9 protein-coding genes are annotated in these 13,860 nt (G+C 66.1%); 4 read left to right on the top strand and 5 right to left on the bottom strand.

Annotation, left to right across the window (positions count from 1 at the left end; all coding sequences use genetic code 11):
• The first annotated feature begins 51 nt into the window (after positions 1-51).
• Entirely contained in the window at positions 52-945 is an 894-nt protein-coding gene (locus MSPGM_RS20290) for an SDR family oxidoreductase (RefSeq protein ID WP_003597545.1), read from the top strand.
• A gap of 98 nt (positions 946-1,043) precedes the next feature.
• Here MSPGM_RS20290 and MSPGM_RS20285 read toward each other — a convergent pair whose 3' ends face one another.
• Positions 1,044-1,310 (bottom strand): GlsB/YeaQ/YmgE family stress response membrane protein, encoded by a 267-nt coding sequence (locus MSPGM_RS20285; protein ID WP_012255174.1) that lies wholly within the window; start codon positions 1,308-1,310, stop codon positions 1,044-1,046.
• Positions 1,311-1,560: 250 nt separating this feature from the next.
• Here MSPGM_RS20285 and MSPGM_RS20280 point away from each other — a divergent pair, with 250 nt between their 5' ends.
• Both MSPGM_RS20280 and MSPGM_RS20275 read left to right on the top strand, forming a co-directional pair.
• Positions 1,561-1,920, top strand: a complete 360-nt coding sequence (locus MSPGM_RS20280; protein WP_003597543.1) for a RidA family protein — start codon at positions 1,561-1,563, stop codon at positions 1,918-1,920.
• A complete protein-coding gene (locus MSPGM_RS20275; RefSeq protein WP_003597542.1) occupies positions 1,917-3,020 on the top strand; it encodes a polyamine ABC transporter substrate-binding protein in 1,104 nt (367 codons plus the stop codon). The genes MSPGM_RS20280 and MSPGM_RS20275 overlap by 4 nt, the downstream gene beginning before the upstream one ends.
• Before the next feature lie 233 nt (positions 3,021-3,253).
• Here MSPGM_RS20275 and rpoC read toward each other — a convergent pair whose 3' ends face one another.
• From rpoC to rplJ, 4 genes are all read right to left on the bottom strand, one after another.
• Entirely contained in the window at positions 3,254-7,471 is a 4,218-nt protein-coding gene (gene rpoC, locus MSPGM_RS20270; protein WP_012255172.1) for a DNA-directed RNA polymerase subunit beta', read from the bottom strand.
• Between the two features lie 178 nt (positions 7,472-7,649).
• Positions 7,650-11,780, bottom strand: coding sequence for a DNA-directed RNA polymerase subunit beta (rpoB, locus tag MSPGM_RS20265; protein ID WP_003597540.1), 4,131 nt, complete (start codon positions 11,778-11,780; stop codon positions 7,650-7,652).
• Between the two features lie 261 nt (positions 11,781-12,041).
• On the bottom strand, positions 12,042-12,419 hold the full coding sequence (gene rplL, locus MSPGM_RS20260; RefSeq protein ID WP_003597539.1) for a 50S ribosomal protein L7/L12: 378 nt from the start codon (positions 12,417-12,419) through the stop codon (positions 12,042-12,044).
• Between the two features lie 57 nt (positions 12,420-12,476).
• Positions 12,477-12,995 carry a 50S ribosomal protein L10 gene (rplJ, locus tag MSPGM_RS20255; RefSeq protein ID WP_003597538.1) on the bottom strand — a complete coding sequence of 173 codons (519 nt, stop codon included), beginning with the start codon at positions 12,993-12,995 and terminating at the stop codon, positions 12,477-12,479.
• 673 nt (positions 12,996-13,668) lie between these two features.
• Between rplJ and MSPGM_RS20250 the strand changes: the two genes are divergently transcribed.
• A complete protein-coding gene (locus tag MSPGM_RS20250) occupies positions 13,669-13,818 on the top strand; it encodes a hypothetical protein (protein WP_003597535.1) in 150 nt (49 codons plus the stop codon).
• The last annotated feature ends 42 nt before the right edge of the window (positions 13,819-13,860 follow it).

The raw sequence follows: 13,860 nt of genomic DNA, 5'->3' as shown, positions 1-13,860 counted from the left end.
GGTCTCAATTAGGTACCTTGTACCGCATGGGAACCGAGTGGGACCACCGTCATGACCACATCCGAGCCGCGTCTCTTCGTGACCGGTGCCACCGGCCAGCTCGGCCGGCTGGTGATCGAAGCCTTGCTGAAGAGGGTGCTGGCCGACACCATCGTGGCGGGTGTCCGCTCGCTGGAGAGTGCTGCGGCTGAGGACCTGCGCGCGCAAGGCGTCACGCTCCGCGTGGCCGACTACGCGCGTCCCGAGACATTGGCGGAAGCCTTTCGCGGCATCGACCGCCTGCTCCTCATCTCGTCCAGCGAAATCGGCCAGCGCGTTGCCCAGCACCGGAACGTCATCCAAGCCGCCCGGCAATCCGGCGTGAACCTGATCGCCTATACCAGCCTGCTTCGCGCCGACACCTCGCCACTCGCCCTGGCGGACGAGCATCGGCGGACGGAAGACGCGCTGAAGGCTTCCGGCTTGTCCTTCGCCGTGCTGCGCAATGGCTGGTACACCGAGAACTACGCGGCCTCGATCGCGCCGGCCCTGGCCCACGGGGTACTTCTGGGCAGTGCGGGCGAGGGCCGGATCGCCTCCGCCGCGCGGGCGGACTTCGCCGAGGCCGCCGCCGTCGTGCTGACGACTGACGGCCATGACGGACGCGTCTACGAACTGGCGGGGGATGACGCCTACACCCTGGACGAGTTCGCGGCAGCGGTGAGCGTGCTGTCCGGCCGGACGATCGTCTACCGGAACCTGACGGAGGATGCGTTCAAGGCGGCCCTGGTCGCCGCCGGCCTGCCGGAGGACTTCGCGGCGCTGCTCGCCGATTCGGATATGGCAGCGGCCAAGGGCGGACTCAACGATACGAACCGCCAGCTGAGCGGGCTGATCGGCCGGCCGACGACCCCCTATCGGACCACGATCGCCGGAACGATCAGCGGGACGGCGGCCCAGACCTGACGCTTCCGGCGCGCCGGTGGCCGCGGCTTCCGGGCCCAACGAAAAAGAGGCGCCCCGCGAGGAGCGCCTCATTTCTCTTCAAAGCGGGCTGCCGCCTGTCAGAGCGACCGGCTGCTGGTCCGGCCAGCGATGAAGCCGTAGATCGCCAGCACCACGCAGGCGCCGACGATGGAGCCGATGAAGCGCGCGCCCTCGTTGGGCCCGTACCAGCCGACCGCCTGACCGATGAAGGTCGCGACGAAGGCGCCGACGATGCCGAGGATCGTCGTCAGGATGAAGCCGGACGGCTCCTTGTCACCGGGCATGATGAACTTGGCGATGATGCCGGCCACGAAGCCGATGATGATGGTCCAGAGAATTTCCATGTCGTCCCAACCCCGAAAGTCGTCGTCGATCTGAAGCTCCGGCCGGAAGACTTGGCCGTATTCGGATGACAAACGCGCGAGCGACGACGCCGGTTGCCTTGGGAAATGCGGGACCGTCCAAAAAATCCGGGCCTGCGCGACCGGCCCCGCCTCCGGCATTCCGACGCGCCGCTCGAACCCCTTTACGGGGTACCGCTCCGGGCGGCAGAAGGGTTCGCTTCCTTCACGAATCGAGACCGGCGACCCTACGATGACCATCGAACGCTACGAGACCGGCCCGCGCATGTCCCAGGCGGTCGCCCATGGCGACCTCGTGTTCCTGGCGGGTCAGGTGGCCGCCGACGTGGTCGGCACCGGCGTCACCGCACAGACGCAGCAGATCCTGGAACAGATCGACCGGCTGCTGATGGCGACGGGCAGCGACAAGGCCCGCATCCTCTCGGCGACCGTCTATCTCGCCGATATCGGAAGCTTTGCCGAGATGAACGCCGCCTGGGACGCCTGGGTCGACAAGGGGAACCCGCCCGCCCGCGCTACCGTCGAGGCGCGGCTCGCCGGGCCGGAATACCTCGTCGAGATCGTGGTCACGGCTGTCCGGGGCAAATCGTGATCCGGCGGCTTCTGCTGGGAGGGCTCGCCGCCCTCCCCCTCCTCCTCTGCGCGGCCGGCGGGGTGCGGGCCGAGGAGCGGGTCGTCAACATCTACAACTGGTCGGACTACATCGACCCGAAGGTGCTCGACGACTTCACCAAGGAGACGGGGATCAAGGTCGTCTACGACACCTACGACAACAACGAGATCCTCGAGACGAAGCTCTTGGCCGGCAAGTCCGGCTACGACATCGTCGTGCCCTCCGGCCCCTTCCTTCAGCGCCTGATCAAGGCGGGCGTGTTTCTGCCGCTCGACAAGGCGAAGATCCCGAACCTCAAACACGCCTGGCCCGAGATCAGCACCCGGCTTCAAGCCTATGATCCGGGCAACACGTTCGCCGTCGATTACATGTGGGGCACCACCGGCATCGGCGTGAACGTGACCGCCGTGCGCGAGCGGCTGGGCGCCAACGCCCCCCTGAATAGCTGGAGCCTCGTGCTCAATCCCGGCTCGATCGCGAAGCTGAAGGATTGCGGAGTCATGCTTCTCGACTCCCCCGAGGATCTGATTCCCTCGATCCTGCCCTTCTACGGCTTCAAGTCGGATTCGAAGCGTTGGGACGACATCACCGCGGTGACCGACGCGCTCTACAAGGTCCGCGGCGCGGTGCGGAAATTCCACTCCTCGGAATACGTCAATGGGCTCGCCAACGGCGATGTCTGCCTCGCGGTCGGCTATTCCGGCGACGTGATGCAGGCGAAGAAGCGCGCCGAGGAATCGAAGAACGGCATCGAGATCGCCTACTTCATCCCGAAGGAAGGCGCGCTGATGTGGTTCGACGCCTTCGCGATCCCGAAGGATGCCGCCCACCCGGCCGAGGCGCACGCCTTCATCGACTACATGATGCGCCCCGAAGTGGCGGCGGCCAACACCAATTTCGTTTCCTTCGCCAACGGCAACCTCGCCGCGCGCAAGCTCGTGAAGCCGGAGCTTCTCAACAATCCCGGTATCTACCCGGACGAGACGACGATGCAGCGGCTCTCGGTCAACACCGCCTGGAACGACTCGACCCAGCGCTTCGTCACCCGAGCCTGGACGCGGGTGCGCACCGGCCGCTAGAGCATCATCCGGAAAGGTGGTTGCCGGCTTTCGGAAAAAGATGATGCAAGAACAAAAGCTTAGAGCATCGTCCTGGATCTGATATCCAGGACGATGCTCTAAGCGCCCTCTCTCGGAGCCCAATCACCCCTTCGGCGGGGGTGCCGGGGCAGCGCCCCGCCCGAACGAGAAAGGCCCCGGCTCTTCCGAGCCGGGGCCTTTCTCATGTCGTGGCTCCGGACAGGAGCGGCCGATTACTCGGCCGCCGCCGGGGGCAGCTCGCTGAGTTCAGCGGCGTTGGCCGCGTTCTCGGCGGAGCGCTGCTGAAGGATCAGGTTGTCACGGCGGCGCGCGATGGAGCGGATGTCCGCCGCGAGCGAGCCGGTGCCGGCCGGGATGAGCGAGCCGACGATGACGTTCTCCTTCAGGCCGTCCAAGGTATCGACCTTGCCGTTGACCGCCGCCTCCGTGAGGACGCGGGTGGTCTCCTGGAACGAGGCCGCTGAGATGAACGACTTCGTCTGCAGCGACGCCTTGGTGATGCCGAGCAGGACGGGCACGCCCTGGATCGGCTTCTTGCCCTCGGCGAGGAGCTTCTCGTTGAAGTCGGCCAGTTCGGTGCGGTCGATCTGATCGCCCGTGAGGATGTCGGAGTCGCCGCCGTCGGTGATTTCCACCTTCTGCAGCATCTGCCGGACGATGACCTCGATGTGCTTGTCGTTGATCGACACGCCCTGGAGCCGGTAGACCTCCTGGATCTCGTTGACGAGGTAGGCAGCAAGCTCCTCCACGCCCTTGATCGCCAGGATGTCGTGCGGCGCCGGGTTGCCGTCGACGATGTAGTCGCCGAGTTCCACCACGTCCCCGTCCTGCAAGTGGATGTGCTTGCCCTTCGGGATCAGGTACTCGACGGCATCGGAGCCGTCGTGCGGCGTCAGCGTCAGACGACGCTTGTTCTTGTAGTCGCGGCCGAAGGCGATCGAGCCCGACTTCTCGGCGATGATCGCCGCATCCTTCGGACGACGCGCCTCGAACAGCTCCGCCACCCGCGGCAGACCGCCGGTGATGTCGCGGGTCTTGGCCGAGTCCGTCGAGACACGGGCGAGCACGTCGCCGGCCCGCACCTTCGCACCCGGATCGAGACCGATGATGGCATCGACCGGCAGGTAGTAGCGGGCGTCCGAACCGCGGGCCAGCTTCACCGGCTTGCCGTCCTGATCCAGCACGAGCATGGCCGGCTTCAGGTCGGAGGTGCGGGACGAACCGCGCCAGTCGATGACGACGCGCTTGGCGATGCCGGTCGACTCGTCGGTGGTCTCGGTGATGGACTGACCATCATAGAGATCCTCGTAGCCGACGATGCCGTCCACCTCGGCGACGATCGGACGGGTGTAGGGGTCCCACTCCGCGATCCGCTGGCCGCGCTTGATCGTGTCGCCTTCGTCCACGCGCACGCGGGCACCGTATTGCAGGCGGTGAACCGCCCGCTCGGTGCCGTCCGGCCCGACGATCACCACCGCGACCGAACGGCCGGTGGCGATGAGGTCGCCGTCCGAGTTCTTGGCGAGCGAGCGGTTGCGGATCTTGATCGTGCCCTCGAAGCTCGACTCGACGAAGGACGAATCCGCGATCTGCGCCGCACCGCCGATGTGGAAGGTGCGCATGGTGAGCTGGGTGCCCGGCTCGCCGATCGACTGCGCCGCGATGACGCCGACGGCCTCGCCCATGTTGACGGGCGTGCCGCGGGCCAGATCGCGCCCGTAGCAGGTGGCGCAGACGCCGCTCTTGGTCTGGCACACCAGCACCGAGCGGATCTTCACCTCTTGGATGCCGGCGGCGTTGATCGCCGGCAGGTGACGCTCCTCGATCGTCTCGTTCGTCTTGACGATGACGGTGCCGTCCTGCGCCACCAGATCCTCGGCCGTGGCGCGGCCCAGGATACGGATGGAGAGCGGGGCGACGACCTGGCCGGCATCGATGATGGCGCGCATCTTGATGCCGTTGGTCGTGCCGCAATCGACCTCGCGGATGACCGCGTCCTGCGCCACGTCGACCAGACGACGCGTCAGGTAGCCCGAGTTCGCGGTCTTCAACGCCGTGTCCGCGAGACCCTTACGGGCGCCGTGGGTGGAGTTGAAGTACTCGAGAACGTCGAGGCCTTCCTTGAAGTTCGAGATGATCGGCGTCTCGATGATCTCACCCGACGGCTTGGCCATGAGGCCGCGCATCGCCGCGAGCTGCTTCATCTGCGCGGGCGAACCACGGGCGCCCGAGTGGCTCATCATGTAGATCGAGTTGACCTGCTTGTCGGCCCCGTTCTCGTCCTTCTGGACGGCGGAGATCCGGCCCATCATCTCGGCAGCGAGCTTGTCCGAGCACTTGGCCCAGGCATCGACGACCTTGTTGTACTTCTCGCCCTGGGTGATCAGGCCGTCGTTGTACTGCTGCTCGTAATCCTTCACGAGCGTGCGGGTATCCTCGACGATCGACCACTTGTTCTCCGGCACGACCATGTCGTCCTTGCCGAACGAGATGCCGGCCTTGAACGCGTGGCTGAAGCCGAGCGCCATGATGCGGTCGCAGAAGATCACCGACTCCTTCTGACCGCAGTGGCGGTAGACGGTGTCGATCATCGCCGAGATCTCCTTCTTCGTCATCAGCTTGTTGACGACGTCGAAGGGCACCTTCGGGTGCATCGGCAGCACACCGGACAGGATCACGCGGCCCGGCGTGGTGTCGTAGATCCGGGAGACGGGCTCGCCATCGGGACCGAGGCCGCGCCAGCGCCACTTGATCTTCGAGTGCAGCGAGACGGACTTGGCTGCGAGCGCGTGCTCGAGCTGACCGATATCGCCGAACACACCCTGCATCGGGTTGTTCTTGTCGTCGGCCTTGTGCTCACCGACCGAGCCGTCGGCGACGATCGAGAGGTAGTAGAGGCCCAGCACGATGTCCTGCGACGGCACGATGATCGGCTGACCATTGGCCGGGTGCAGGATGTTGTTGGTCGACATCATCAGGACGCGCGCCTCCAACTGAGCCTCGAGGCTCAGGGGAACGTGCACGGCCATCTGGTCGCCGTCGAAGTCGGCGTTGAACGCGGCGCAGACCAGCGGGTGAAGCTGGATCGCCTTGCCCTCGATCAGCTTCGGCTCGAACGCCTGGATGCCGAGGCGGTGCAGCGTCGGCGCGCGGTTGAGCATGACGGGATGCTCGCGGATGACCTCATCCAGGATATCCCAAACCTCGGGCTTCTCCTTCTCGACGAGCTTCTTCGCCTGCTTGACGGTGGCGGAGAAACCCTTGGCGTCGAGGCGCGCGTAGATGAACGGCTTGAACAGCTCGAGCGCCATCTTCTTGGGCAGGCCGCACTGGTGCAGCTTCAGCTCGGGACCGACCACGATGACCGAACGGCCGGAGTAATCGACGCGCTTGCCGAGCAGGTTCTGGCGGAAGCGGCCCTGCTTGCCCTTCAGCATGTCGGCGAGCGACTTCAGCGGACGCTTGTTGGCACCCGTGATGACGCGGCCGCGGCGGCCGTTGTCGAACAGTGCATCGACCGCTTCCTGAAGCATGCGCTTCTCGTTGCGGATGATGATGTCCGGCGCGCGCAGTTCGATCAGCCGCTTGAGGCGGTTGTTGCGGTTGATGACGCGGCGATAGAGGTCGTTGAGGTCGGACGTGGCGAAGCGGCCGCCGTCCAGCGGGACCAGCGGGCGCAGGTCCGGCGGGATGACGGGCACGACCGTCAGGATCATCCACTCGGGCTTGTTGCCCGAGAGCTGGAACGCCTCAATGATCTTGAGGCGCTTCATCAGCTTCTTGGGCTTCAGCTCGGAGGTCGTCGTCGCGATCTCCTCCTTGAGCGACGTCGCGATGCCCTCGAGGTCGAGTTCCATCAGGATGCGCCGGATCGCCTCGGCGCCGATCATCGCCGTGAACGAATCCTCGCCGTACTCCTCCTGCGCGCGCAGGTACTCTTCCTCCGAGAGGAGCTGACGCTCCTTCAGGGGGGTGAGGCCCGGCTCGATGACGACGTAGGACTCGAAGTACAGGATCCGCTCAAGGTCCTTGAGCGCCATGTCGAGCAGCAGGCCGATGCGGCTCGGCAGCGACTTCAGGAACCAGATATGTGCGACGGGGGCGGCCAGTTCGATATGGCCCATGCGGTCGCGACGGACGCGCGCGAGGGTGACCTCGACGCCGCACTTCTCGCAGATGACGCCCTTGTACTTCATGCGCTTGTACTTGCCGCACAAGCACTCGTAATCCTTGATCGGCCCGAAGATGCGCGCACAGAACAGGCCGTCGCGCTCGGGCTTGAAGGTACGGTAGTTGATCGTCTCGGGCTTCTTGATCTCGCCGTAGGACCAAGACAGAATTTTCTCGGGCGACGAGATCGAGATCTTGATCTGGTCGAAGCTCTGCGGCTGGGCCTGCTGATTGAAAAGGTTCATGACCTCTTGGTTCATGATCCGCTCCTTGCTCGCCGGCTGCCCCGCGCCTGGGCAGTCACGGCTTGATCCTCATGGCGCCGCGCTCGTCCGGAGCGCCGCTGGCCGTCGTCGTGCTTGGGAAGGCCCCGCCCCTTCCTGCTCGACCGCGGCGGGGCCTCGGGAAAGGCACCGCCGCGGGAGGTGATGGCTGTCGTTACTCGGCGGCGTCGGCCGGCGGCTCGATCTGGTCGTTGGCCGCCTGCTGCTGCTTGGAGGAGGTGAGCTCGACGTTGAGGCCGAGCGAGCGCATCTCCTTGACGAGCACGTTGAAGGATTCGGGGATGCCGGCCTCGAACGTGTCGTCGCCGCGGACGATCGCCTCGTAGACCTTGGTGCGGCCGGCCACGTCGTCCGACTTCACCGTGAGCATCTCCTGCAGCGTGTAGGCCGCGCCATAGGCCTCCAGCGCCCAAACCTCCATCTCACCGAAGCGCTGACCGCCGAACTGCGCCTTACCGCCCAGCGGCTGCTGGGTGACGAGCGAGTACGGGCCGATCGAGCGCGCGTGGATCTTGTCGTCCACGAGGTGGTGCAGCTTCAGCATGTAGATGTAGCCCATGGTGACCTTGCGGTCGAAGGGCTCGCCGGTGCGACCGTCGTAGAGCGTCGACTGCGCCGAGCGGTCGAGCCCGGCCATCTCCAGCATCGTCTCGATGTCGGCTTCCTTGGCGCCGTTGAACACCGGGGTGGCCATCGGCACGCCGCGGCGCACGTTGTTGCCCGCCTCGGCCAGAGCCTCGTCGGACAGCCCCTCGAGTTCGGACGGCGAGTAGATCGCTTCCATCTCAGCCCGCAGCGGCGCGATGTCCTGGTTCTTCAAATAGGCATCGACCGCCTTGGAGACCTTGCGACCCAAGCCCGCAGCCGCCCAGCCCAGATGGGTTTCCAGGATCTGGCCGACATTCATGCGCGAGGGCACGCCGAGCGGGTTGAGCACGATGTCGGCATGCGTGCCGTCCTCGAGGAACGGCATGTCCTCGATCGGCACGATGCGCGACACGACACCCTTGTTGCCGTGGCGGCCGGCCATCTTGTCGCCGGGCTGGATCTTGCGCTTCACCGCCACGAAGACCTTGACCATCTTCATGACGCCGGGCGGAAGCTCGTCGCCGCGCTGCAGCTTCTCGACCTTGTCGAGGAAGCGCTGCTCGAGGCGCTTCTTCGACTCGTCGTACTGCTTCTGCATCGCCTCGATTTCCGTCATCATACGGTCGTCGACGACGGCGAACTGCCACCATTGCGAGCGGGGATACTCGCTGATGATCTCGCGGGTCAGCGTGGTGTCCTTGCGGAAGCCCTTCGGGCCGGCGATCGGCGACTGACCGATCAGCACCTCGGCCAAGCGGGCATAGGTGTTGCGGTCGAGGATGGTCTGCTCGTCGTCGCGGTCCTTGGCGAGACGCTCGATCTCCTCGCGCTCAATCGCCTGGGCGCGCTCGTCCTTGTCGACGCCGTGGCGGTTGAACACCCGCACCTCGACGATCGTGCCGGTCACGCCCGGGGGAACCCGGAGCGAGGTGTCGCGCACGTCCGACGCCTTCTCGCCGAAGATGGCGCGCAGGAGCTTCTCCTCCGGCGTCATCGGGCTCTCGCCCTTCGGCGTGATCTTGCCGACGAGGATGTCGCCGGCATGCACCTCGGCGCCGATATAGACGATGCCGGCCTCGTCGAGGTTCTTGAGCGCCTCTTCCGAGACGTTCGGGATGTCGCGGGTGATCTCCTCCGGACCCAGCTTGGTGTCGCGGGCCATCACCTCGAATTCCTCGATGTGGATCGAGGTGAACACGTCATCCTTCACGATCCGCTCGGAGAGCAGGATCGAGTCCTCGAAGTTGTAGCCGTTCCACGGCATGAACGCGACGAGCACGTTGCGGCCGAGCGCGAGCTCACCGAACTCGGTCGAGGGACCGTCGGCGATGATCTCGCCCTTCTTCACCGGCTCGCCGACGCGCACCAGCGGCTTCTGCGTGATGCAGGTCGACTGGTTGGAGCGCTGGAACTTCTGCAGGCGGTAGATGTCGACGCCGGGCTTGGTCGGGTCGGTCTCTTCCGAGGCACGGATGACGATACGGGTGGCGTCCACCTGATCGACGATGCCGGAGCGGCGGGCGGCGATGGCAGCACCCGAGTCGCGGGCGACCACGGCCTCCATGCCGGTGCCGACGAAGGGCGCGTCGGCGCGAACCAGCGGCACCGCCTGGCGCTGCATGTTCGAGCCCATCAGCGCGCGGTTGGCGTCGTCGTTCTCAAGGAACGGGATCAGCGCCGCGGCGACCGAGACGAGCTGCTTCGGCGAGACGTCCATGAGATCGACGCGGTCGGGGGCGACCACGATGACCTCGCCCGCGCGGCGGCAGACCACGAGGTCGTCCGTCAGCTTGCGGCCCTCGTCCATGCCAGCATTGGCCTGGGCGACGTAGTACTTCGCCTCTTCCATGGCGGAGAGGTAGGCGACCTCGTCGGTCACCACGCCGTCCTTCACCCGGCGGAACGGCGTCTCGATGAAGCCGTACTTGTTCACGCGGGCGAAGGTCGCCAGCGAGTTGATCAGGCCGATATTCGGGCCTTCCGGGGTCTCGATCGGGCAGATGCGGCCGTAATGGGTCGGGTGCACGTCGCGCACCTCGAAGCCGGCGCGCTCGCGGGTCAGACCGCCTGGGCCAAGCGCCGAGAGGCGGCGCTTGTGCGTCACTTCCGACAGCGGGTTGGTCTGGTCCATGAACTGCGAGAGCTGCGACGAGCCGAAGAACTCGCGCACCGCCGCCGCGGCGGGCTTCGCGTTGATGAGATCCTGCGGCATCACCGTGTCGATATCGACCGAGGACATGCGCTCCTTGATGGCGCGCTCCATCCGCAGGAGGCCCAGACGGTACTGGTTCTCCATCAGCTCGCCGACCGAGCGGACACGGCGGTTGCCGAGGTGGTCGATGTCGTCGATCTCGCCCTTGCCGTCGCGCAGATCGACCAGCGCCTTGACGACCGCGAGCATGTCCTCGCGGCGCAGCGTCCGCACGGTGTCGGCGGCGTCGAGGTCGAGGCGCATGTTCATCTTCACGCGGCCGACCGCCGAGAGGTCGTAGCGCTCGGAATCGAAGAACAGCGAGTGGAACATCGCCTCGGCGGTGTCGAGCGTCGGCGGCTCGCCGGGACGCATGACCCGGTAGATGTCGAACAGCGCGCCTTCGCGGGCGGAGTTCTTGTCCACCGCCAGCGTGTTGCGGATGTAGGGGCCGACATTGACGTGGTCGATGTCGAGCACAGGCAGCTCGGTGACGCCGACATCGTCGAGGCTCTTGAGGAGCTTCTCGGAAATCTCGTCGCCGGCCTCGGCCCAGATCTCGCCCGTCTTCATGTTGACGAGGTCTTCAGCGATGTACTGGCCGATCAGATCCTCGTCCGCGGCGCGCAGGAACTTGGTGCCCTTCTCGCCGATCAGACGCGCGTTGCGGGCGTTGAGCTTCTTGCCCGCCTCCAGCACGACCTCGCCGGAATCGGCGTCGATGAGATCGACCGAGGCCTTGAAGCCCTTGAGGCGCTCGGCGTCGAACGGCACGCGCCAATCCGCCCCGTCACGCTGGTAGGCGACGCGGTTGTAGAAGGTCGAGAGGATCTCTTCGCCGTCGAGGCCGAGCGCGAACAGCAGCGAGGTGACCGGCAGCTTGCGCTTGCGGTCGATGCGGACGTGCACGATGTCCTTGGCGTCGAACTCGACGTCGAGCCAGGAGCCCCGGTAGGGGATGATGCGGGCGGCGAACAGCAGCTTGCCGGACGAATGGGTCTTGCCCTTGTCGTGGTCGAAGAACACGCCCGGCGAGCGGTGCATCTGCGAGACGATGACGCGCTCGGTGCCGTTGACGATGAAGGTGCCGTTGTCCGTCATGAGCGGCATGTCGCCCATGTAGACATCCTGCTCCTTGATGTCCTTGACCGACTTGGCGCCGGTATCGGGGTCCACATCGAACACGATGAGCCGCAGCGTCACCTTGAGCGGGGCCGCGAAGGTGATGCCGCGCTGGCGGCACTCGTCGACGTCGTATTTCGGCTGTTCAAAGGTGTACCGCACGAACTCGAGCAGCGCCGTCGAGGCGAAGTCGGAGATCGGGAAGACCGACTTGAAGACGCTCTGCAGGCCCTCGTCGGCACGCCCGCCCTCGGGCTCGTCCACCATCAGGAACTGGTCGTAGGACGCCTTTTGAACCTCGATGAGGTTCGGCATCTCGGCGACTTCCCGGATCTTACCGAAGAACTTGCGAATGCGCTTGCGACCGACCAGCGTATTGGCCATGAGACCTCGCTCCACCACCTCAGCGTAGGGTGCCCGGGGAAGGCGGACCGCCTCCCATCACCGGACCCGAAGGGCCGTCCCGCCGGACGATCAGCCCACCCGAACCGAATTTGTCTCCGTTCGCCGCCCATTCCTGCCTTCAGGAACGACGGCCGCCCGAAGCAGCGTTAGCCCGCGAGCCGGAGCCCGCGGGCGTCTGGCCGGCGCGCCCTCGAAGAGCGCGCGCCGGATGCGATGGGCCGGTCTCGGCCCATCGACGGATTACTTGAGCTCGACCTTGGCGCCGGCCTTCTCGAGCTGGGCCTTGAGCTTCTCGGCCTCGTCCTTGGTCGCGCCTTCCTTGACGGGCTTGGGCGCGCCCTCGACGAGGTCCTTGGCTTCCTTGAGGCCGAGGCCGGTGATCGCGCGGACCTCCTTGATGACCTCGATCTTCTTGTCGCCGGCCGAAGCGAGCACGACCGTGAACTCGGTCTGCTCTTCGACGGCAGCGGCGCCAGCACCGGCGGCCGGGCCAGCGGCGACGGCGACGGCGGCAGCAGCCGAGACGCCCCACTTCTCTTCGAGGAGCTTGGCGAGCTCGGCGGCCTCGAGAACGGTCAGCGAGGAGAGGTCCTCGACGATCTTGGCGAGATCAGCCATGTGCGTGTTCCTTTGGTGTATCGGTTTGAACGGGTCGGTTTATGGGGGAGAAACGGCTCAGGCCGCCTCGTCCTTCTTGGCATAGGCCCCGAACACGCGGGCGAGCTTGGCCGCCGGCGCGTTGACGACCTGGGCGACCTTGGTCGCGGGAGCCTGGATGAGGCCCACGAGCTTGGCGCGCAGTTCGTCGAGGGACGGGAGCGAGGCGAGCGCCTTCACGCCGTCCGGGTTCAGGGCAGTCGTTCCCATGGCGCCGCCGAGAATCACGAGCTTGTCGTTCGTCTTGGCGAAGTCCACCGCAACCTTGGCGGCCGCGACCGGATCGCTCGAGTAAGCGAGCAGGGTCGGGCCCTTCAGGAGGGGCTTGATGGAGGCGACGTCCGTGCCATCGAGAGCGATGCTGGCGAGCCGGTTCTTGGCGACCTTCACGGTGGCGCCGGCCTGCTTCATCTGCGAGCGCAGCTTCTGCATGTCGGCGACCGTGAGGCCTTTGTAGTGGGCCACGACGACCACGGCGTTCGCATTGAACACGCCGTTGAGCGTCGAGACGAGATCAGCTTTAGCTGTCCGGTCCACTGTGCTCTCTCCGGTTGGCGGAACCTGAGACAGGCCCGCCGGTTGCACTTGCCGCCCGGAACGGATCTCGGCGTAGAAGCCGGAACCGTCGCGGACGACGTCTCACGGCCCTGTCCCTTTGAAGCGCCGCTGGGGCCCCTCGCGGGTGAGATTGGTTCAAACCGAGGTCTCCCGCCGGCGCCTGACGGCCCCGGAGGAAGACGTAGAAAAATTCGGTCTTCCCCGTCTGTGCAGGCTGTCGCCGATTAAGCCGGTCGCCCGGCGCCTGCAGTCTCGGACAGGACATAGCCGGAAACGGCGCTCGGAGCAGAAGCTCCAAGACCATCCCGGCCATCACCGTCCGGTTGCCCGAACGGCATCTCGAATGGAAACCGACCGATTGGCCGATCCCTTTCAATGGTTGAAATCGTGGAGCGCGGTCTATAGCGGCGTGCAAGCCGCCTGCCAAGTCCCGCAATGCGACTTTTCCGTCGCAGGCAAGGAAGCAGACGAGGGCCCGAGCGTGTGCGGGCAGGCATGGGCCCCGGCCGGAGGCACGCCCTCGCCTTAACTGATCCTTGACTCTGCCCGCGCCGCGTCCGCCGCGGCGCGGAGCCCGTGTGCGCCAGCGCATCCCCGACCATGGGCGGCGGCCTTACACCGCAGCGCACAAAAGCAGGGGATCTTGCGGGCGATGGCCTCGAAGGTGTTGTTGGCGCTGGTGGTGTTCGTGTTCCTCGTGGACGGCCACCTGCCGGGGATGCGCGAGTTGCGTAACCCGGACAGCGAGGGCGGCAAGGGCGCGAGCCGCGCCGCGCTGCTGTCGAAGCGGTCCGAGGCCTGAGCCTCGAACCGCCCAGGACGGCTCGCTGAGCCCCGCTCCGCG

It is taken from the genome of Methylorubrum sp. GM97 (genome assembly GCF_024347855.1).
Lineage (GTDB): Bacteria > Pseudomonadota > Alphaproteobacteria > Rhizobiales > Beijerinckiaceae > Methylobacterium > Methylobacterium extorquens.
This window is presented reverse-complemented; position numbering and strand designations above follow the sequence as displayed.